This is a genomic window from Pararhizobium gei, from assembly GCF_029223885.1.
In the GTDB taxonomy this organism is placed as follows: Bacteria; Pseudomonadota; Alphaproteobacteria; order Rhizobiales; family Rhizobiaceae; genus Pararhizobium; species Pararhizobium gei.
This window is the reverse complement of the sequence record NZ_CP119409.1, coordinates 2642534-2664039: the sequence shown is the minus strand read 5'-3', so window position 1 is coordinate 2664039 and position 21506 is coordinate 2642534. Positions and strand designations below refer to the sequence as shown.

The window sequence follows — 21506 nt, the reverse complement described above, 5'->3', positions numbered from 1 at the left end:
CTCGGACACGAAAACATATCGGGTATTCAGCATGACCACGCAAAACATCATTGATCTATCCGGCGACTGGCTGCTCGCATCGCTGGACAACAGCCACGCGCTGACAATGGCCATTCCGGGCGATGTGCACACCGCGTTGCAGACGGCGGGGATGATCGGTGATCCCTATGCGGGCCGTACCGAAGACGATGTGCAGTGGGTGGCACGGAAGGACTGGGTGCTGGAGCGAACCTTCGATCTGGATGGCGGCGATCTCTCTGGTGCCTGGTATCTCGATATAGACGGCCTCGATACCGTTGCATCCGTCTATATCAATGATGAGCTGGTGCTGGAGGCCGACAACAGTTTTCGCCGGTACCGGCCATCGGTCGGTTCGGTCCTCGTGGCCGGTGGCAACCGGCTGCGGGTCGTGATCCACTCTTCCATTGCAGCGGCAGCGGAACGCCAGGCGGCGCAGCCTTTCTACGTTCCTTATTCCACAGGCAATTCACCGATTGCCAACGGCAATATGCTGCGCAAGCCGCAATGCCATTTTGGCTGGGACTGGAACATCGCCATTGCGCCGCTCGGCATCTACGGGGTCGTCGCTCTGAAGAAGCTCGGCGCTGCGCGTATCGAGCATGTGCAGACGCGACAGGTACCGCAGCCGGGCGGTGCTGTGGATCTGCAAGTCACGGTTTCGCTTTTTGCGGAAGAGCCGGGTGTCGTAGGCCTGGATTTCTCTCTGAACGGGATGAGAGAACATCTCGATTGGGGCGTCAATCCAGGCCAGACCGAGGTCACCCATGTCTTTGTGGTCGATGAGCCCAGCCTCTGGTGGCCGGCGGGCAGCGGCGAGCAGGCGCTCTCGGAACTCACGGTTTCGCTTGCCGGCGACAGCATCACCCACCAGATCGGTTTTCGCACCGTCGAGCTTTTGACGGACAAGGACGAGGCGGGCAGCCGTTTTGCCTTTCGGGTGAACGGGCGCGAAATCTTCTGCCGCGGTGCCAATTGGATTCCGGCCGATGCGCTGGCCGGGCGGGTGACGCCGGAGGCCGTCGAGGATCTGCTGCGTTCGGCGGTCGATGCCAATATGAACATGATCCGTGTCTGGGGCGGCGGCTTCTATGAGCCGGACTGGTTCTACGATCTCTGCGACCGCCTCGGGCTGATGGTTTGGCAGGATTTCATGTTCGCCTGCAACCTCTATCCATCGACGCCGGACTTCCTCGACAATGTCGCCGTGGAGGTCGATTATCAGGTCAAGCGGCTTTCGTCCCACCCGTCGATCGTCCTGTGGTGCGGCGACAACGAACTGGTGGGCGCACTGACCTGGTTCGAGGAAAGCCGCAGGGATCGCGACCGCTATCTCGTGTCTTACGACCGCCTCAACCGCGTCATCGAGACCAGCTTCAAGGCCGCGGCACCTGACGCTATCTGGTGGCCGTCGAGTCCGTCGGTCGGCTATCTCAACTTCGGTGATGCCTGGCATGCCGATGGTTCCGGCGACATGCATTATTGGTCGGTCTGGCACGAGAACAAGTCGTTCGACAACTACCGTACGGTGCGGCCGCGCTTCTGCTCCGAATTCGGCTTTCAGTCCTATACCTCGATGCCGATCGTCAGGCAGTTCGCCGAGCAGAAGGACCTGAACGTTGCGTCTCCCGTCATGGAAGCTCATCAGAAGAATGTCGGCGGCAACGAGCGTATCGCCGGCACCATGTTCCGCTATTTCCGATTCCCCAAGGATTTCGCCAGTTTCGTCTATCTCAGCCAGATCCAGCAGGGGCTGGCGATCCGCACGGCCGTCGATTTCTGGCGGTCGCTGAAACCCCATTGCATGGGCACGCTCTACTGGCAGCTCAACGACACCTGGCCGGTCGCCTCCTGGGCCAGCCTCGACTACGGCGGGAACTGGAAGGCCATGCACTATATGGCGCGCCGGTTCTTCCAGCCGGTCGCCGTCGCTGCCATCCCGTCGGACGACGGCGAGACGATCAGCCTCTCCATGGTCAACGACACCGCTGAACCGGTCACCGTCGAACTGCAAACCTTCCTGGTGTCGCTCGCCGGCGAAAAGCAGCCGCTGACGGCGGCAGCCGGAACCTGCAGCCCCGACCGGGCCGCACCATTGCTGACGATCGCTGCCTCCGACATATCCCCCGACATGCTGCTCTTTTGGTCTTTCGAGGCCTCGAACGGAATGCGCGGCGAGGGGCATCATGTGCAGGGAAGCTATAAAGCCCTGGATCTTGAACCGTCCGGCCTTTCCATCTCGGCACGTCCAGCGGGCAACGGCACCTACGATGTCGAGGTTTCGGCATCCGGCCTTGCTCTGCATGTGATGATCGAGGCCGATATCGAAGGCCGCTACAGCGACAATGCTTTCGACCTGACGGCAGGAGACAGCCGCATCATCCGCTTTACCCCGAAGAATCCACCCGGCAACGTTCCGCGCTTCGTGGCCTTCGATCTTCAATCCTGCCAGGGCAACGGCTAGCCCATCCCAGCTTACAAGGAGAATCCCGATGAAAGACATCAGTTTCCAGCTCTACAGTGCCCGCAATTTTCCGCCGCTTTCCGATGTTCTCAAAACGGTGGCCGCCGCCGGCTACACGCAGGTCGAAGGGTATGGTGCACTCTATGCGTCGCTTGATGACGTGGCGATCGAGGCGCTTCGCTCCGATCTTGCAGCAAATGGCTTGACCATGCCCTCTGCCCATTTCGGCATCGACCTTCTGGAGGCCGATCCGGTGCGCGCGCTGCAGATTGCCAATGTGCTGGGCATCAAGTCCATCTATTGCCCGCATATCGCAGCTGATCAGCGTCCGGGCGATGCTGCCGGCTGGCACGCTTTCGGCGAGCGACTGGAAGCGGCCGGCAAGCCGTTCCGCGAGGCAGGGATCGATTTCGGCTGGCACAACCATGATTTCGAATTTGCGGCTCTGCCGGATGGATCGGTTCCGCAGGATCACATCTTTGCCGGGGGCCCCAATCTTTCCTGGGAAGCGGACATCGCCTGGGTCGTCCACGGCGGCGGCGATCCCTTTGGCTATATCGAGAAATACGGCAATCGCATTACCGCGGTTCATGTCAAGGACATCGCCGCAGCCGGAGAAAATACGGACCAGGACGGCTGGGCGGATGTCGGTCACGGCACCGTCGATTGGGCGAAGCTTTTCACGGCGCTGTCGGCAACGCCCGCCAGATACTATGTCGTCGAGCACGACAATCCCAAGGATTTCAAAGCGACGGCCGAGCGCTCGATCGCGTCGATCAAGACCTACTGACAGAAAGATCAGGCCATGACACAGGACAACATCGCCGGGGAGCTGGGGGTCGGCATCATCGGATGCGGCAACATCTCCACCACCTATTTCAAGCTCTCTCCGCTCTTCAAGGGCATCAAGGTGCTTGCCTGCGCGGATATCAATCCGGCAGCCGCCGAAATCCGCGCCTCGGAATATGGCGTCGAGGCACAGACGATCGAGGAACTGCTCGCCAATCCGGCCATCGATATCGTCGTCAACCTGACGATTCCGGAGGCGCATTTCCCGGTCTCGAAGATGATCCTCGACGCTGGCAAGCATGTCTATTCGGAAAAGCCGCTGGTTCTGTCTCTGGCGCAGGGCGAGCAGTTGCGCGGCATTGCCACGGCCAACAATCTCAAGGTCGGCTGCGCGCCGGATACGTTTCTCGGCGGCGCGCATCAGCTGGCGCGCGACTATATCGACCAGGGCAGGATCGGCCGCGTCACATCCGGCACCTGCCACGTGATGAGCCCCGGAATGGAAATGTGGCACCCCAATCCCGACTTCTTCTTCCTGCCGGGCGGTGGGCCTATCCTTGATCTCGGGCCATATTATATCGCCAATCTCGTCAACCTGATCGGCCCGGTCAAGCGTGTGGCCGCCCTGACCTCCATGGCCAATACAACCCGGACCATTACCAGCGCGCCACGCAAGGGTGAGGTCATTCCGGTGGAAACCCCGACCAATATTCATGCATTGCTCGAATTCCAGAACGGCGCCACCATCACGCTGTCGGCAAGCTGGGATGTCTGGTCGCACCGGCACGGCAATATGGAACTCTACGGCACCGACGGCTCTCTCTTTGTGCCCGATCCGAACTTCTTCGGCGGCACGGTGCTGGCAAGCGGCCGCGACAAGATCATCGAGCCCGTCGAAATGTGGGATCATCCCTTTGCCGTCGCCAACCAGGAGCATCCGCAGGGGCCGATGGCCAACTACCGGACGGCTGGCCTTGCCGACATGGCGCTCGCCATCCTCGATGGTCGCGACGCACGTTGCTCGCTGGAGCGGGCGTTGCACGGCGTCGATGTGATGGTGTCGATCCTGCACTCCGGTGAAACCGGCCAGTTTGTCGAACTGACAACCACCTGCACACAGCCGGCCGCGCTCGGCATCGAAGAGGCGAAAGCGCTCTTGCGCTGATGGACTGGAGAGGCGGCGCGATACGCTTGCGTGGGCCGCCGCGGAAATATAACGATCGCACATCCGCCAATCCCGAAGCGCTGCTTCGGGATTGGCATTTTTCAGGGCAAGGCAGGACGAAACATGAGCTGGCAACCGGCAGAGACCCGTTACGACACCATGAAATACAATCGCTGCGGCAAAAGCGGATTGAAGCTCCCGGCGGTCTCGCTTGGCCTCTGGCACAATTTCGGCCATGACACACCGCATGAGCGCAAGCTGGACATGTGCCGCACGGCGTTCGATCTTGGTATCACCCATTTCGATCTGGCTAACAACTACGGCCCGCCCGCCGGCTCAGCGGAAACTGCCTTCGGCGACATCATGCGCACCGATTTCGCCGGTTTTCGCGATGAACTGATCATCTCCTCCAAGGCCGGATATGACATGTGGCCCGGCCCTTACGGCGAATGGGGCAGCCGCAAATACATGATCGCGTCCTGCGACCAGAGCCTGAAGCGCATGGGTCTCGACTACGTCGACATCTTCTATTCCCACCGTTTCGATCCCAACACGCCGCTTGAGGAAACGTGCGGCGCGCTTGACCAGATCGTCCGGTCGGGCAGGGCACTCTATGTCGGGATTTCCTCCTACAATGCGCAACGGACACGCGAGGCGGCTGCGATCCTGAAGGAACTGGGCACACCGCTCCTGATCCACCAGCCAAGCTATTCCATGCTGAACCGTTGGATTGAGGATGACGGTCTGGTTGATGCGCTTGACGACCTCGGGGTCGGCTCGATCGTCTTTTCACCGCTGGCGCAAGGTATGTTGACGACGAAATATCTGGGCGGCATCCCGGCCGACAGCCGCGCGGCGCAGAATCACTTCCTCAAGAAGGACTTTATTCGCCCCTCCATCATCGACAACATCAGGAAGCTCAACGAAATTGCCGAAGAGCGTGGTCAGACGCTGGCCCAGATGGCCATAGCCTGGGTTCTGCGCGAGGGCCGGATCACCTCGGCACTGATCGGCGCCAGCCGTTCGAGCCAGATCGTCGATTGCGTCAATGCGCTGAAGAACGACAGCTTCACGGCGCAGGAACTGGCCGAGATCGATCTCTACGCCAAGGAAGCCGACATCAATCTCTGGACCTCGTCGGCCGAACTCGAATAGGCGCAGGCCGTTGATTTGCCTATGTTTTAGGCGGTTTCGATATTTTTTGCCGTCTTAGACAAAAGTAGTGGGCGGGGCGAAAAAGCCCTGCTGGACATGAGTAGGGCAGCGTGTAAGCTGCCCGTGCGGAGGAGAAGGCCGGGGTTTCCCGTGGCTTGCCGCAGTTGAATTCAAGAGGAGGAACTATGGATCGCCGTTCATTCATTACGCGCGCAGGCCTTGGCGGCGTCGGAGCCGTTGCTGCCACCACGCTGGCCGCGCCCGCAATCGCGCAAACGACCCCGAAGATCAATTGGCGTCTAACGTCGTCATTCCCGAAGTCGCTCGACACGATCTATGGCGGCGCAGAAGTCATCTCGAAATATGTGTCCGAAGCGACGGACGGTAATTTTCAGATCCAGGTTTTTGCCGCCGGTGAAATCGTCCCCGGCCTGCAGGCTGCGGATGCGGCCGCCGCCGGCACCGTCGAAGCCTGCCACACCGTCTCCTACTACTACTGGGGCAAGGATCCGGTCTGGGCGCTTGGCGCTGCTGTTCCCTTCGCGCTCAACGCACGCGGCATGAACGCCTGGCAGTATCACGGCGGCGGCATCGACATGTTCAACGAATTCCTGGCGACACAGGGTCTCGTTGGCTATCCCGGGGGCAATACGGGCGTGCAGATGGGCGGCTGGTTCCGCAAGGAGATTAAGACCGTCGCCGACATGCAGGGCCTGAAGATGCGCATCGGCGGCTTCGCCGGCAAGGTCGTGGAGAAGCTTGGCGTCGTTCCGCAGCAGATCGCTGGCGGCGATATCTATCCGTCGCTCGAAAAGGGCACGATCGATGCGGCGGAATGGGTTGGCCCCTATGACGACGAAAAGCTCGGCTTTTACAAGGTCGCGCCCTATTACTACTATCCTGGCTGGTGGGAAGGTGGCCCGACGGTCCACGCGATTTTCAATAAGGCCGCCTTCGATGGCCTGCCAAAGGCGTACCAGTCCCTGCTGCGCACGGCCTGCCAGGCCGCCGACGCCAACATGCTGCAGAAATACGATTTCCTCAATCCGTCGGCGATCAAGCGTCTTGTGGCTGGGGGCGCCAAGCTCAGCCCGTTCAGCCAGGAAATCCTGTCGGCCTGTTTCGACGCGGCCAACACGGTCTATGCCGAAATGGAAGCCTCGAACCCGACCTTCAAGAAGATCTGGGGATCGATCAAGGCTTTCCGCGGCGAGTATTTCCTCAATGCGCAGATCGCCGAATACAACTACGATACCTTCATGATGATCCAGCAGCGCAACGGCAAGCTCTAAGCGCTGCCTGACCTGCCCGATCAAAAAAAGCCTCGGAACAGTGATGTTCCGGGGCTTTTGCGTTTATCTTTGAAGAGAATAGCGGCCGGTTTTGCCGGCCGCTGAGCTTCAATTAAACGAAGGCGGTGTGTTCAGATCATTGGCCGGCTTGGTTTCCGGCTGCTGGTTTGCACCGTCCGCAGGCTTGGCGTCGAGCGGATTTCCCGCCGGAAGTTGCAATCCGCCGGGCAGGCCAAGACCGCCGCCATTGTCGGGCAAACCAAGGCCCGGCGTCCCATTGCCGGCGCCGAAACCGGGCACCTCGATCTTGATGGTGTTCGGATCGATGCCGGTGCCTTCGCCCTTGTAATGCATGACCATCTGCGGGAACATGATCGTCAGTGCCACCATGAGGATCTGGATGCCGACGAAGGGTACAGCACCCCAATAGATCTGCCCTGTCGTCACCGGCTGCATGGTCTTGCCCGTCACCTTGTCGAGATAGGGCACCTTGGCAGCAACGGAACGCAGGTAAAAGAGCGCAAAACCAAAGGGCGGATGCATGAAGCTCGTCTGCATGTTGATGCCGAGCAGGACCCCGAACCAGATCAGGTCGATGCCGAGCGCATTCGCCGCCGGCGCGAGCAGTGGCACGATGATGAAGGCAAGCTCGAAGAAATCGAGGAAGAAGGCCAGGAAGAAGACGAGCAGGTTGACCGCGATCAGGAAGCCGACCTCGCCGCCGGGCATGGAGGTGAGCAGGTGCTCGACCCAGATATGGCCGTTGACGCCGTAGAAGGTTAACGAGAAGACGCGCGCGCCGATCAGGATGAACAGCACGAAGGACGACAGCCGCGTGGTGGACGCCAGCGCCTGCTTGATGACGTCCATGCTGAGCCGTCCCTTGGCCGCCGCCATGACAAGCGCGCCGACAGCGCCCATGGCGCCGCCTTCGGTCGGCGTGGCGATGCCGAGGAAGATCGTGCCGAGAACGAGGAAGATCAGCGCCAGCGGCGGAATGAGGACGATGATGACCTGCTGGGCCAGCCGCGACATCATGTTGGTCTTGGTTGCACGATCGATGATCGCGACGATGTAAATGACGGCGATGCCCACTGTAGCACCAAGAATGTCGGCGTTGTCGCCCTGGGTCGGTGAGAAGTAAACATGGGCAGCATACGCAATGCCTGCGGCAACCAGCAGCGCGACAAACAGGGACGTGACACCATGTCCGAGCGTGCGCGCCTCAAGCGGCAGGGCCGGCATGGAATCACGCCGGATGAAGCTCATGAGCAGGATATAGCCCATGTAAAGCCCGGTCAGGATCATGCCCGGAATCAGCGCGCCTGCATACATGTCGCCAACGGAGCGGCCGAGCTGGTCGGCAAGAACGATCAGCACCAGCGATGGCGGGATGATCTGGGCGAGCGTGCCGGAGGCGGCGATGACGCCCGATGCGACGCGGCGATCATAGCCGTAGCGCAGCATGATCGGCAGCGAGATCAGGCCCATGGCGATGACCGAGGCAGCCACCACGCCGGTGGTTGCTGCAAGCAGCGCGCCGACGAAGATGACGGCATAGGCAAGGCCTCCGCGGATCGGACCGAACAATTGCCCGATCGTGTCGAGCAGGTCTTCCGCCATGCCAGAGCGTTCCAGCACGATGCCCATGAAGGTGAAGAAGGGGATGGCGAGCAGCGTATCGTTCGACATCACTCCCCAAAAACGTTCCGGAAGCGCATTCAGCAGCGGCCAGGACAGGTTGATTGAGTCGGAAAAGGGGGCAAGCTCGACTCCGATGATGAAAAACACCAGGCCATTGGCCGCCAGCGCGAACGCCACGGGGTAACCGATTAGCAGAAAGACGATAAGCGAAATGAACATGATCGGCGCCATGTTCTGGGCAATGAATTCGATCATGTGCGCTTCTCCCCTACGGTCGCATCCGTAACCGTATCCATGTCGAGGGGGGCATGGGTCGGCACATAGGGCGTCGGATCCTCCATGTCGCCGCGCATGATGGCAATCTTCTTGATGATTTCCGAGACGCCCTGCAGCGCGAGAAGCAGGAAGCCGGCGAGCAGGATGCCCTTGGCCGGCCAGATGATCAGCCCTCCGGCGCTCGAGGAAACCTCGCCATTGCGATAGGACATGAGCACATAGGGAACGAGATAGTAGATCATCAGCGCCACGAAGGGCATCAGGAACAGGCAGTGTCCGAGCAGGTCGATCCAGTGTTGCACCCGCCGCGAGAACGCGCCGTAGACGACGTCGATGCGGATATGTTCATTCTGACGCAAAGTATAGGCGGCAGCGAGCATGAAGGCCCCGCCGAAAAGGTACCATTGCGCTTCGAGCCAGGCATTCGAAGACATGTTGAATGTCTTTCGAATGACGGCATTTCCGGCGCTGACCAGAACGGCGATCAGGATCAGCCAGGAAACGGACTTGCCGATGGCTTCGGTGATGGTGTCAATCAGTCGGCTTATGCCGAGTAACGATGTCATTCGGTTCCTCCCCGCAATGGCTGGTTCTTCGTGTTTTTTGCCAAGCACGTTCACACTGCCGATTTCAAGTGGTGATTCAAGTCTGGATCGTGATTTTCCCGGTTCGCCGCCAAGCGTCGTCCGAAAGTCGAATATTGGCTTTGCGAATATGCTCAAGTCTTGGGCAGAAACGGACGAGGCGAAGGTTGCGCAGCTGCGTTGCGCCGGGCAAAACTGCCAGCGGCACGATTCGATTCCTGCGCGTAACAAGGTGGATTCACACGATGACGACGATTCGCAATCCCATCCTGCCGGGCTTCAATCCGGATCCTTCGATCTGCCGTGTCGGTGGCGATTATTATATCGCTACCTCCACCTTCGAATGGTATCCTGGCGTGCAGATTCATCATTCGCGGGATCTTGTGAACTGGAGTCTGGTCCGTCGGCCGCTGGAGCGGGCAAGCCAGCTCGACATGCGCGGTAATCCCGACAGCTGCGGTGTCTGGGCGCCTTGCCTTTCTTACGCCGACGGCCTGTTCTGGCTGGTCTATACCGACGTCAAGCGGCTGGACGGCAACTTCAAGGATGCTCACAACTATATCGTGACCTCGCCGACGATTGAGGGCGCATGGTCCGATCCGATCTACGTCAATTCCTCGGGCTTCGATCCCTCGCTCTTTCACGACGATGACGGCCGCAAATGGTTCGCCAACATGCAGTGGAATCACCGCACGGAAAGCTATGGTGGGTCGCCGAAATCGCCAGCTTTTGATGGCATTCTGCTGCAGGAATGGGATGCGGCGACCCGGCAGTTGGTCGGGCCGATCCGCAATATTTTCCCTGGCAGTTCGCTCGGTCTGGTCGAAGGGCCGCATCTGTTCAAACGCGACGGCTGGTACTACCTGACCACCGCCGAGGGCGGCACGGGTTACAATCATGCCGTCACGATGGCACGGTCACGTTCCATCGAAGGCCCCTATGACATGCACCCGCAGACCCATCTGATCACATCGAAGGATGCACCGGACGCCGTGCTGCAGAAGGCAGGGCACGGACAATATGTCGAGACGCCGGACGGACAGGCCTACCATACGCACTTGACGGGCAGGCCGCTGCCGCCGCACCGCCGTTGCACGCTCGGCCGCGAAACCGCCCTGCAGAAATGCGTCTGGGGCGATGATGGCTGGCTCTATCTCGAACAGGGCGGCGTCGTGCCGGCGCTCGAGGTTCCGACGCCCGGTGAGGCTGCCGTGGTGGAGAAGCCTGCGAGAATCGAGACGACGTTCGACAGGCCGGATCTGCCTGCCGAATTTCAGTGGCTGCGCACGCCGGTGCCGGAACGCATTTTCTCCCTGACGGAGAAGCCGGGTCGTCTTCGCCTGTTCGGCCGCGAAAGTATCGGCAGCTGGTTCGAGCAGGCGCTGGTCGCCCGCCGTCAGGAACATCACGCCTTTCGCGCGGAAACCGCGATCGAATTCGAGCCCGACACCTACCAGCAGGCTGCCGGATTGACGCATTACTACAACCGCCAGAAGTTTCACGCGCTGGTCGTTTCCTTTCATGAAACGCTTGGCCGCGTCGTGACCGTCTTTTCCTGCCCGGGCGATTTTCCGAATGGTCGCATCATCTTTCCGGCGGGCAGCGGGATTGCTGTTCCGTCCGGTTGCATTGATCTGGCCATGGAGATCCGCGACAACGACCTGCAGTTCTTCTGGCGCGCGGAAGCCGAGGAGAGCTGGAATCCGATCGGTCCGGTGCTTGACGCCGGCGTCGTCTCGGACGAGGGCGGACGTGGCGAACACGGGTCCTTCACGGGGGCCTTTGCAGGCGTCTTTGCCTTCGACATAACAGGCCGCAAACAGGTGGCCGACTTCAGCCGTTTTGCCTATGAGGTGCTGTAATCGCCAGTTGAATGATAGTGTTGTTTATCAGATTTTTCTTATAATTAGCTGATATGATTACAATTTTGTAACTTTTACTTTCAGGTTTCATTCATCTTCGCAACCATAGTTTCGGGGTGTCAAACACGAAAGGACACCCCGATGAAACGTCTTATGATCGCCTTGGTCGCAAGTTCCTTCCTCACTGCGCCCATGGCCTATGCCCAGCCGGCAAAGCCGTTCGAAGTTGCTCAGTCGAATGACCGTCATGTTGAAAAGCGCGTGTACAAGCACGGCAACAAGAAAATTGTAGAAAAGCGCGTTTACAAGCAGGACAACAGAAGAACTGTCGAAAAGCGCGTCGTCATCAAAAAACGCTGGGCACGTGGCAACCGCCTGTCGCCAGCCGAGCGCCGCCGCATCGCCGCCGTCAACGATTATCGTCGCTACAAGCTGCGAGCCCCGCCACGTGGCCAGCAGTGGGTTCGCGTCGACAACGAGTTCCTGCTGATCACCGCTGCCACCGGCGTCATCGTCGGCCTCGCATCCCGCTGAGTCCTGCTCTCGAAAGGCGGCATCATCCTGCCGCCTTTCGCATTCGGTGGGCATTAGCCCATCGCGACCATGTCAGCTTGGCGAAGACAGGCAGGTTTTCAAAGATGTGCCAATAGTCTCCATCAGCTGGAAATACAGATCCGGCCCGGCTGCGAGCGTCGCAGCCTCGGGATCGAGCGTCCCGGATTTTGCAACCGTTCCTTCCAGTACGACATTGACCAGTTTCGGTTCGAACTGCGGTTCTGCAAAGACGCAGGTCGCGCCCAATTCCTCGATCTTTTTGTGGATTTCCGACAGGCGCTCCGCTCCCGGCAAGGTCTCCGGGCTGACGGTAATCGAGCCCGCGACCTTTACCTGATAGCGATGTTCGAAATACTGGTAGGCATCGTGGAAGACAATGAAGGGCTTGTCCTTGATCGGCGCAACCGTCTCGGCGAGCGTTCTGTCGAGCGTATCGAGCCGCGCATTCAGCGCGGCGAGATTGGCCTTGTAGGCTCCCGCATTGTCCGGATCAGCGGCGGCGAGCGTCTTTTCGATCTCCGCCGCCATCGCCTTGGCATTGGTCGGATCGAGCCAGAGATGCATATCGAACGCGCCTTCGCCGTGATCATGTCCTTCAGCATGCGCATGATCGTCGGTGCCCGCCGTCTCTGCCTTGTGCTCGTTGCCATCGTCATGGACTTCGAACGCGCCGCCTTCGCGGAATTTCAGCTTCTTCAGTCCTGGGGCATCGTCGAGCTCGACGATCTTCGCACTGCTCCCGAGTGATTGCAGCGGCTTTTCCAGAAACGCCTCGAGCCCATGCCCGACCCAGAAAACAATATTGGCGTTCTGCAACGCCAAGGCGTTGGAGGGTTTCATGCTGTAGGTGTGGGGGGAGGCGGCGCCCTCGACGATCAGATTCGGTTCGCCAACACCCCGCATGATCGATGCGACCAGCGAATGAATGGGCTTGATCGAGACGACCACCTGCGGCGCGGCCGCGTGGGAGACACTGGTGACCAGCAGGAAGGCGAGGGACGAAAGAACGGACTGTTTGAGGGTCATGTGGGGCTCCTGTTTTAAAATCCGGGCTTGAATACCGATGTAATGTTATTACATCAATTGCGTTATGCTATAACGTGTGGCATAGCGGCTGGCAACACCGAAATCCGGATTTCCCGATGCTGAATGTCTCAAAGCCCCACGAGGCGCCGCTGGTTTCTCTGAACAATGCGGGCGTTCGCCGCAACGGACGCTGGCTTGCACGGGGCATCGAGTTTTCGATCCGGCGCGGCGAGATCGTCACCCTGATCGGCCCGAATGGTTCGGGTAAATCGACCTCCGCGAAAATGGCCATCGGCGTGCTCAAGCCGGACGAGGGTTGGGTGGAGAAGGTTCCGGGTCTGAGGGTCGGCTACGTCCCGCAGAAGCTTTCCATCGACTGGACGCTACCGCTGACGGTCGAGCGTCTGATGACGCTTACGGGCCCGCTGAAGGCGCGCGAGGTTGAGGAGGCGCTGCAGTCCACAGGCATTTCTCATCTCGCACGCGCCGAGGTCCAGCATCTCTCTGGCGGCGAGTTTCAGCGGGCGCTGCTTGCGCGTGCCATTGCCCGCAAGCCGGATCTTCTGGTTCTCGACGAGCCGGTACAGGGCGTCGATTTTTCCGGTGAAATTGCCCTTTACGATCTCATTAAGGCGATCCGCAATCGTACCGGCTGCGGTATCTTGATGATTTCGCACGATCTTCACGTCGTTATGGCCGAGACGGATACAGTCATTTGCCTGAATGGCCATGTCTGCTGCCGCGGCACGCCGCAGGTCGTCAGCCAGAGTCCGGAATATCTGAAACTGTTCGGCAGCCGCGCCGCGCAATCGCTGGCCGTCTATAGCCATGATCACGACCACACGCATCTTCCCGATGGCCGGGTGGTCCATGCCGATGGCAGCGTCACGGAACACTGCCATCCGGACGACGGCCATCACCCCCTTGCGGATGACGACGAGCACAAGCTTGACGGCCATGCGCATGGTCCGGATTGCGGCTGCGGCCATCACAGCCGGTTGCAGGGTTACGACAATAAGGATCGACACCGTGCTCGATGATTTCTTCGTTCGCGCCCTGATCGCCGGCATTGGCCTTGCCATCACGGTCGGCCCGCTCGGCTGCTTCGTGATCTGGCGGCGCATGGCTTATTTCGGCGACACCATGGCACATTCGGCCCTGCTCGGCGTCGCGCTGTCGCTGCTTCTGGATCTCAACCTGATGCTGAGCGTCTTTCTGGTGGCGGCCGCGGTTTCGCTCCTGCTCCTGCTGTTGCAGCGGCGCGGCGCCCTATCCACTGACGCGCTGCTGGGTATTCTCTCGCATTCCGCCCTGTCGATCGGACTGGTTCTGGTCGCCTTCATGACCTGGGTACGGATCGATCTTGTCGGTTTTCTTTTCGGGGACATTCTGGCTGTTTCCAGGGCTGATATTGACCTGGTCTGGGGTGGCGGCATTCTCGTTCTCTTCGCAATCGTCTATCTCTGGCGTCAGTTGCTCGCATCGACCGTCAACGCCGAACTGGCAGAGGCCGAAGGACTGCAGCCGGAAAGGGCGCGGCTCTATTTCATGCTGCTGATGGCGGTGGTGATTGCGATTGCCATGAAGATCGTTGGCATCCTCCTCATCACGTCGCTGCTGATCATACCCGCTGCCACCGCTCGGCGTTTTGCGGCGTCGCCCGAAGTCATGGCCGTGCTTGCCTCCGTCATCGGCGTACTCGCCGTCACCGGCGGATTGTTCGGCTCGCTGCATTTCGATACGCCCTCCGGCCCTTCGATCGTGGTCGCTGCCATGGTGCTGTTTGTGTTGAGCCTGCTTCCCTTGGGCCGCAAGGGGGGAAGCGAAGCGGTTACTCACTCGACGCGGGGAGGGGGTCACTGATGGTGCGACAACTGACGAAGAACCAGTCGCTTGTTTTCGATGCGCTGACCCATGCCGAGGGACCGCTCAGCGCCTATACGATCCTCGACAAACTGCGCGACCATGGATTTCGCGCGCCGCTGCAGGTTTACAGGGCGCTCGACAAGCTGCTTGAGTTCGGCCTTGTCCACAGGCTGGAAAGTCTCAATTCCTTCGTCGCCTGCACCCATCCGCACGACCATGACCACAGCCATGGCGTCACGGCCTTCGCGATCTGCGACGATTGCGGTCAGGTGACGGAGATGCACGACACCGGCATGGAAGAGCGGCTGTCGGCTTTGGCGGGCAGGCAACACTTCAAGACGGAAAAGACGACGATCGAAATTCGCGGACACTGCCAGAATTGCACGGGCGATTAGGCTTTATGGATGTCGGCGAAAACATCCTCCATGCGTTCATGTATCCTCTGAATTCAGCAGAGCATCAATGTTGACGTAATGGAGCCTGCGCCGAGCTTCCGAAGACGCAAGCCTTACATCAGGATTTTCTTCAACGGCTCGTCCGTGCCAGTATTTCGCGGCGTACACGTCGCCGATCTTTTCGTAACATTCCCCTAATTGCCATCCCAAATATCCGCCGTCCAGGGACTGATCGCCATCTACCATGAAAAGATAGATCCTGATGGCATCCGCGAACGCGCCCTCAGCGATCAATTGCCTTGCGCGACGCTCCAGGTCGTTAAAATCATACATGGATCGTCTCCGTCACGTGGAGTGGAAGCTTGGACAGGCTCGAACCCGACAGGAGCTAGTTCGCGCGGAACTCACACCACCTTCACGTCCAGCGCCGATACGCCGTCGATGCCGCACGATACGATGTCGCCGCGGACGACGGCACCGACGCCCGATGGAGTGCCTGTCATGATGACATCCCCCGGGGCGAGGGTGAAAAGCTTGGACAGTTCGGCGATAATCTCGGGTACTTTCCAGATCATCTGGTCGAGACTGCCGTCCTGTCGGCGCTCGCCATTGACCGAGAGCCAGATCCGGCCTGTCGTCGGATGGCCCGCGATATCGGTAGCCACAAGCGGGGAGATCGGAGCGGAATGCTCGAAGGCCTTGGCTGCGGCCCATGGCTTGCCGGATGCCTTGGCTTCAGCCTGAAGGTCACGACGGGTAAAATCGATGCCAACGGCATAGCCATACACGCATTCCAAGGCCTCTTCCGGCGAAATATCGCTGCCGCCCTGTTTCAGTGCAACCACCAGTTCGACCTCATGATGCACATCGCCGGACAAGGGTGGATATGGAAAGTCCAAGCCGCTTAGCACAAGGTTGTCCGGATTCTTCTGGAAAAAGAACGGTGCTTCTCGGTCTGGATCATGACCCATTTCTATCGCATGAGCCGCATAGTTGCGACCGACGCAATAGACCCGGCGCACCGGGAAAAGCCGGTCGCTGTCAATGATGGGAAGAAGAACAAGGCCGGGAACAGGGACGACGTAAGACATATCAAACCATACAGATGTTTCTGGGACATCTGACGATAGCACTCCGGCATCTCACCCGAAAGCCGTATCAGCTGCAGGCATAGGCCTGAAGTTGATCGCGCGTCAGGAAACGGCTTCCCTGGCGCGAATTATAAGCTGGATCACTGTATTCCAGGCTTGGGACATTCGGCAGTTCCAGCGCCTGCCGCACTGTCATGATGCCGACATCACGGCGGTCCGCTCCGCGTTTGACACTGACTTCGACTATTCGATAAAGGTGGTCCTCAAGCATGTTTCCTCTCCCAATTCGTTTCTTATTCAAGCGGATGCATTGACTGCGTCGAACTTGTTTTTATGAGGTGTTTTTAACAACATGCCACACTATAAGGAAATGTGACAGCAGTTTTTATAGTAGAACGCCGATTTAAAAGGCAATTTGCCCTTTAGACGATCACGACATTTTGCTTCCAGCATATGACCGGCGGCTGGGCAATTTCTCCGGCATGGAACTTTCTTGCTTTGTCCGCGTTTGTTGCGAAAGCGAAAGGAGCGGATAATGGCGAACGTAAAAAATCTGCGAACTGGTTTTACCGGAGAACTCGACGACGCGAGCGGCCTCGCGTCCAAGGCACGGCAGGCAGCGACTTACGTAAAAGATGAAGCGAGCGCGGTAGCCCGGACTGCTCAGGATCATCCGTCCGCGACAAGCACTGCATTGCTTGTGTTCGGCATTTCGGCCTTTGTCGCCGGCTATTTGATGGGATCAACGTCGAATCCGCCGCAGCGCGGCCGTTATTGGTAAGTGTTGTGCTGCGCACAAAAAGTCTACTTAAATATGTGCAATGCAGCAAATAAATAATATTTACCGCAGCCATCGTCGTGCATATAAAGATGAAGATGATGACTGGTGACTTCATCCCGGCTGTACATTGCTTTCAGAGGCCTGCCGTATCTCTCACTCGGCAGGCTTTTTGTTTTCCGGTTTGCCCATGGGGAACCAAATCTGTTATGCTGTGTTTGGTCTGGCAAGACAATCGGAGGAGAAATTCATGCCACATGCCAAATGGTCCCAGCCTGTAGAAGTCGGATTCGCTCAGGAAGGAGCCCAGGTCGTCCAGGGACCTGCCGAGGCACTGACCTGCCTTCTGAACACATGGCCAGATCTGCGCGGCCCGCGCTATGTCGCCGCACGAAGCCTATGCCGCGCGGCAATTGATGGACGCCGCTCGCCGGAAGAGGCAAGAGAGGTCTTCATTTCCGCTGCCCAGGAAGCGCGATTGAGCGCACACTAAGTCGCCGTCGGCGGTGCGTGGTGAGCCGCGGATGGGTCACTATTGCTTCAAACGACTTGACCGATGCTCGCGCCGACCCATGCAGACCGCGGGCACGTCCGGAGTATTCTGGATATGATAAACAGTGTCCGAAGCAGTGATCGGGAACCTGTTTCGATGATCGAGTTTTTTTCGCGATCAACCTATCGGTTGCGGCTACCCGGCATCGGCAATGCCGTTTGCGCTTGGTAAGATCGGCTCAACCCTCATCGCGCCAGCGCATTTGGGCTTGCAAGCCCGGCATATCCACTGATTTTCAAGGCATCACGGCGATAAACGGGCCTTTTTATCGCTGCATCTGGTATTTAAGGTTGACGATCCTTATGTAACTAGCTCACGGCCCAGCGTCGGTATGCCCTTACACGCCGCCCCCTTCAGGAGACATTCATGACGAACGAAAAGCCGGTAGCGGCCCCTAAAGACGTGAAGACGTTTGCAAACAAGCACAGAATCGACATTGAAGATGCCCAAAGGATCCTCGCACAGCATGGTGATGACCGTAAGGCTGCGGATCGGGAGGCACGCCGCGTCGCAGTTTAATTCGAGCGACAGTAGGTTACTCGCGCCTTGCGCTGAAGAACGTCTACCCGTGCCAACCTCGAGTGTTGCGGCAATTTGGACCTCCAGTGTCGATCAGGATCTCGCCATGACGCTCATGAGCGGCTCCAGCAGCTTGGTCGCTGGCGTTGCTTGGGGCAGGCGAGCAGCACAGGCTAAAACTTGCCGTGATTGATTAACTCGACGTTAACCATATCGGTGCACCCTCCAGCTATCGCAGTTTATCTCCCTTGCTGCGACTTCAGCGGGTTCCTCCCACCCACGTTGACAATTTCGGCCTGCTCTACACCTGAGCAGGCCGTTTTTTTGGACCCACGTCCTATCTCTCAAGATGTGTGAGAGGCCCGGCCCATTCTTCCCGTCAGAGGTCTTGTTTCTCACGAGACGACAGAGCACCGCCTTTCTTTGGAATGGCTAAAGAAAGCCTCTGCTGCGGCCGCCTGCCGCCGAATGACGATCAGGGGCCGTCAATAGCATCAAGCCTGACGGCGAGGGCGGCAGTCGCCCCTCGCAACCGGAGTGGCTCCAGTTGGGCTGGAAGCGTGAGCGGAAAATATGTTCTCTCATCGACGTCAATGCCTTTTGCCCCTGTGCGGCGCTTATTCTTACCGACCCGCTGAACCGACAAGATCGGAGCGCCCGATGCAATCACCATTTCGCGCGGCCGACATGGGAGAGTAAAACGACGGGAATGATACCGATCAGGACGATGGCAAGGGCTACCACCGAGGCCTCTTCATAGGTCCCGCGAGCTGATTCGCCATAGAGATGGGTGGCGAATGTCTCAATGTTCAACGGTCGCAATAGCAGTGTGGCGGGCAGTTCCTTGACACAGTCCACGAAGACCAGCAGAGCGGCCGCGGTGATCGCCGCCTTCGACATTGGCAGGTGGATGTAGCGGAGCGTGCCGCTAGCGGTTTGGCCGAGCGTCCGTGATGCTTGATCCAGGGAGAGGGGAATGCGTGAAAGGCCGGCATCGACGCCGCCCGCCGAAATGGCGAGGAACCGCACCGCATAGGCGTAGAGGAGCGCCGCTCCCGATCCCATGAACACGAGGCCTGTGGAAACGCCGAACCATTCGATCGCTGTCCGGTCGATGAAGCGATCAAGGCTGGCCAGCAGGATCAGGACACCGATGGCGACCACAGTGCCGGGGGCAGCGTAACCCATCGTCGCCAGGCGATAGAACCACGTGGAGAGTGCACCCGGACGGAGGCGGATGGCATAGGCGGTAACGATTCCGAAAACGACGGTAAGAATCGTCGCTCCCGTGGCCAGGCCGATCGTGCTCGCGGCCTCGCTGATCAGCCGGGGCGACACGCCGGCGAACTGTATGCGCGTCCACGTTTCGTTGGCAAGATAGATTGCTGGGCCGATAAAGCCGATCAGGATTGGAGCGAAACCAATCAACAGCAGCAGCATGCCCCTGCTTCCGCCGACGCGGCGTGGTTCGAAGCCCCGATTACGCTGCGCGTTGGCCGAATACCGCTGTTCTCGCCTTGCCCAGCGTTCTGTTGCCACCAGCGCAACGACGATCAGCAGCAGCGCCAGCGCTATCTGCGAGGCACCGGGTAGATCGGTGCGGGTGATCCAGGTCGTGTAGATCGAGACGGTGAGCGTGCGCACGCCGAGAAACTCGGCGGCTCCCACATCGTTCAGGGTTTCCATCAATGCCAGACTGACGCCGACTGCGACCGCCGGGCGTGCCAGCGGCAGGACCACAGTCCAGAAAATGGCGCGCCGGGACACCCCGAGGGTTCGTGCCGCATCGATGAGATTGGCCGATTGCGTCATGAACATCGCCCGAGTCGGGATGTAGACATAGGGATAAAGAACAAAGCCGAGCAGCAGGATACAGCCGGTCATCGAGCGCACATCCGGCAGGCGAAATTCCCGCGGGCTGGAATAGCCAAGCAGCCATCGGATCGCCGCCTGAACCGAGCCGATCGGGTGCAGGATATCGAGATAGGCATAGGCGATGATGTAGGTGGGAACGGCCAGCGGCAGCAAAAGCGCCCATTCCAGCAAACGCCGACCGGGAAAGCTGTAGGCGGTCACCAGCCAGGCCGTCATCGTGCCGACGATCGCCGTCACCGCGCCAACACCACAGAGCAGGATGAGCGTATCGACCAAGGCGACCGGCAGGATGGTGGAAATCAGATGGGTCCAGAGGCCGGGCGAGCCCTGGATCGCCTGCAGGACCAGCGCGCCGACGGGCAGGGCGACCAACAACGCGACGACGCCGGAGGTGATCAGCCATAGACTGACGTCACGTCGGCGAGGCTTGGAAATCGCAGCAATATGGGAAATCACGTCCGGCACCGGCAGGCCTTGGGAAAAGGCGCTCGCGGGGTCGCGGCGCCGTTCCGTGTCTTAGTTGTCGAAGCCTACCTTGTCGACAAGCACGCTTGCGTCCTTGCGGTGGCCAACGATTTCAGCCAACGGCTTGGAGTCGATCTTCAGCGCACCGAAGGAGGCGATGATCGGATCGGCAGCAACGCCCGCCTTGACCGGATATTCGAAATTGGCTTCGGCATAGATTTTCTGGGCTTCGTCGGAGACGAGATATTCCAGGAGCTTGACGGCTTCGGCCTTGTTTGGCGAATGCTTGGCAACGGCCGCACCGCTGATATTCACCTGGGTGCCGCCATCCTTGAAGGTCGGGAGGATAACCTTGATGGCCTCGCCCCACTTAACCTGGTCTTCGCCGCCCTTGCCGGAGCGCATCAGTCCGACATAATACGAATTCGCGATGGCGATATCGCAGATGCCGCCAAGGATATCTTTGGCGCCATCACGATCGCCGCCGCCGGCCTTGCGTGCCAGGTTCGCCTTGACGCCGGTCAGCCACGTCTCGGTTTCCTCAACGCCGTAATGGGCGATGTAGTCGGCAAACAGCGCGGTGTTGTAGGGATGTTGGCCAGAGCGTATGCATACCTTGCCCTTCCAATCGGGATCGGCCAGATCTTCGTAGTTGAAGGCGGCGAGGTCGAGATCCTTCGCGGCGTAGAGCACGCGAGCGCGCATCGAAAGGCCGAACCAGTTGCCGGCGGGGTCGCGAAGTTCGGCCGGGATAGCGGCTTTCAGCACGTCGGATTCAATGGGCTGGGTCACGCCCTTTTCCGTGAGGTCGACAAGGTTTCCGGCATCGACAGTCATCAGGATGTCTGCAGGCGAGCTTGCGCCTTCGGTGGCGACGCGTTCGGCCAGGCCATCCTTCAGGAACACGGTGTTGACCGTCGTGCCAGTCGATTTGGTGAAGGCGTCGAGCAACGGCTGGATCAGGCCGGGTTCGCGGGTCGTGTAGATATTGATCTCTGCGGCAGAGGCCGCAACAGCGCCCAGCAGAAGCGAAGTGGCGAGAAATGTGGTCGTCGTGATGGCGTATTTTTTCATATGTCCCTCCAATTGAATACGCCTTGCTAGCAGCATTTCATGACTGATTTCGTCAAGTTC

21 protein-coding genes are annotated in these 21506 nt (G+C 59.3%); 13 read left to right on the top strand and 8 right to left on the bottom strand.

Translation table 11 applies throughout. The features are described from left to right. Positions 1–31 precede the first annotated feature (31 nt). The 5 genes from PY308_RS13035 to PY308_RS13015 all read left to right on the top strand — a co-directional run bounded on the left by PY308_RS13035 (position 32) and on the right by PY308_RS13015 (position 6883). On the top strand, positions 32–2482 hold the full coding sequence (locus tag PY308_RS13035) for a beta-mannosidase (protein WP_275783182.1): 2451 nt from the start codon (positions 32–34) through the stop codon (positions 2480–2482). A gap of 28 nt (positions 2483–2510) precedes the next feature. Further along, positions 2511–3272 (top strand): sugar phosphate isomerase/epimerase family protein, encoded by a 762-nt coding sequence (locus PY308_RS13030; protein ID WP_275783179.1) that lies wholly within the window; start codon positions 2511–2513, stop codon positions 3270–3272. 30 nt (positions 3273–3302) lie between these two features. Beyond that, complete coding sequence (locus PY308_RS13025) at positions 3303–4436, top strand: Gfo/Idh/MocA family protein (RefSeq protein WP_275791113.1); 1134 nt, start codon at positions 3303–3305, stop codon at positions 4434–4436. Positions 4437–4559: 123 nt separating this feature from the next. After that, the gene (gene mgrA, locus PY308_RS13020) at positions 4560–5591 is read left to right on the top strand and encodes an L-glyceraldehyde 3-phosphate reductase (protein ID WP_275783177.1); all 1032 of its coding nucleotides are present in this window, start codon (positions 4560–4562) and stop codon (positions 5589–5591) included. 185 nt (positions 5592–5776) lie between these two features. Continuing rightward, complete coding sequence (locus PY308_RS13015) at positions 5777–6883, top strand: TRAP transporter substrate-binding protein (protein ID WP_275783175.1); 1107 nt, start codon at positions 5777–5779, stop codon at positions 6881–6883. A 108-nt stretch (positions 6884–6991) separates the two neighbouring features. Here PY308_RS13015 and PY308_RS13010 read toward each other — a convergent pair whose 3' ends face one another. Next, positions 6992–8782, bottom strand: a complete 1791-nt coding sequence (locus tag PY308_RS13010) for a TRAP transporter large permease (protein ID WP_275783172.1) — start codon at positions 8780–8782, stop codon at positions 6992–6994. Beyond that, complete coding sequence (locus tag PY308_RS13005) at positions 8779–9369, bottom strand: TRAP transporter small permease subunit (protein ID WP_275783169.1); 591 nt, start codon at positions 9367–9369, stop codon at positions 8779–8781. The genes PY308_RS13010 and PY308_RS13005 overlap by 4 nt, the downstream gene beginning before the upstream one ends. Before the next feature lie 263 nt (positions 9370–9632). Here PY308_RS13005 and PY308_RS13000 point away from each other — a divergent pair, with 263 nt between their 5' ends. Next, positions 9633–11249, top strand: a complete 1617-nt coding sequence (locus PY308_RS13000; protein ID WP_275783166.1) for a glycoside hydrolase family 43 protein — start codon at positions 9633–9635, stop codon at positions 11247–11249. A 141-nt stretch (positions 11250–11390) separates the two neighbouring features. Next, a complete protein-coding gene (locus PY308_RS12995; protein WP_275783164.1) occupies positions 11391–11783 on the top strand; it encodes an RcnB family protein in 393 nt (130 codons plus the stop codon). 72 nt (positions 11784–11855) lie between these two features. Here the strand turns inward: PY308_RS12995 and znuA are convergent, their stop codons facing one another. Next, positions 11856–12830, bottom strand: coding sequence for a zinc ABC transporter substrate-binding protein ZnuA (znuA, locus tag PY308_RS12990; protein ID WP_275783161.1), 975 nt, complete (start codon positions 12828–12830; stop codon positions 11856–11858). 116 nt (positions 12831–12946) lie between these two features. Between znuA and PY308_RS12985 the strand changes: the two genes are divergently transcribed. Genes PY308_RS12985 through PY308_RS12975 form a run of 3 tightly spaced genes read left to right on the top strand, consistent with a single transcriptional unit; the run spans position 12947 to position 15091 of the window. Beyond that, positions 12947–13870, top strand: coding sequence for an ATP-binding cassette domain-containing protein (locus tag PY308_RS12985; protein WP_275783159.1), 924 nt, complete (start codon positions 12947–12949; stop codon positions 13868–13870). After that, positions 13860–14693, top strand: a complete 834-nt coding sequence (gene znuB, locus PY308_RS12980) for a zinc ABC transporter permease subunit ZnuB (protein ID WP_275783157.1) — start codon at positions 13860–13862, stop codon at positions 14691–14693. The genes PY308_RS12985 and znuB overlap by 11 nt, the downstream gene beginning before the upstream one ends. Continuing rightward, the gene (locus PY308_RS12975; protein ID WP_275791112.1) at positions 14690–15091 is read left to right on the top strand and encodes a Fur family transcriptional regulator; all 402 of its coding nucleotides are present in this window, start codon (positions 14690–14692) and stop codon (positions 15089–15091) included. Before znuB ends, PY308_RS12975 begins: the two co-directional genes overlap by 4 nt. 36 nt (positions 15092–15127) lie before the next feature. Here the strand turns inward: PY308_RS12975 and PY308_RS12970 are convergent, their stop codons facing one another. From PY308_RS12970 to PY308_RS12960, 3 genes are all read right to left on the bottom strand, one after another. Beyond that, complete coding sequence (locus PY308_RS12970) at positions 15128–15424, bottom strand: hypothetical protein (protein ID WP_275783155.1); 297 nt, start codon at positions 15422–15424, stop codon at positions 15128–15130. Positions 15425–15495: 71 nt separating this feature from the next. Then, complete coding sequence (locus PY308_RS12965; RefSeq protein ID WP_275783152.1) at positions 15496–16182, bottom strand: fumarylacetoacetate hydrolase family protein; 687 nt, start codon at positions 16180–16182, stop codon at positions 15496–15498. Positions 16183–16249: 67 nt separating this feature from the next. Then, entirely contained in the window at positions 16250–16453 is a 204-nt protein-coding gene (locus PY308_RS12960) for a hypothetical protein (protein WP_275783149.1), read from the bottom strand. Between the two features lie 264 nt (positions 16454–16717). Between PY308_RS12960 and PY308_RS12955 the strand changes: the two genes are divergently transcribed. The 3 genes from PY308_RS12955 (at position 16718) to PY308_RS12945 (ending at position 18032) form a co-directional block, all read left to right on the top strand. Then, positions 16718–16963, top strand: coding sequence for a hypothetical protein (locus tag PY308_RS12955; protein WP_275783146.1), 246 nt, complete (start codon positions 16718–16720; stop codon positions 16961–16963). A 247-nt stretch (positions 16964–17210) separates the two neighbouring features. After that, positions 17211–17453, top strand: coding sequence for a DUF982 domain-containing protein (locus PY308_RS12950; RefSeq protein ID WP_275783144.1), 243 nt, complete (start codon positions 17211–17213; stop codon positions 17451–17453). A 426-nt stretch (positions 17454–17879) separates the two neighbouring features. Further along, the gene (locus tag PY308_RS12945; protein ID WP_275783143.1) at positions 17880–18032 is read left to right on the top strand and encodes a hypothetical protein; all 153 of its coding nucleotides are present in this window, start codon (positions 17880–17882) and stop codon (positions 18030–18032) included. A 666-nt stretch (positions 18033–18698) separates the two neighbouring features. On the opposite strand, the gene PY308_RS12940 is transcribed toward PY308_RS12945, so the two are convergent. After that, positions 18699–20372, bottom strand: a complete 1674-nt coding sequence (locus PY308_RS12940; protein WP_434064151.1) for an ABC transporter permease — start codon at positions 20370–20372, stop codon at positions 18699–18701. Positions 20373–20423: 51 nt separating this feature from the next. Further along, positions 20424–21446 (bottom strand): Fe(3+) ABC transporter substrate-binding protein, encoded by a 1023-nt coding sequence (locus PY308_RS12935; protein WP_275783139.1) that lies wholly within the window; start codon positions 21444–21446, stop codon positions 20424–20426. Positions 21447–21506: the final 60 nt, after the last annotated feature.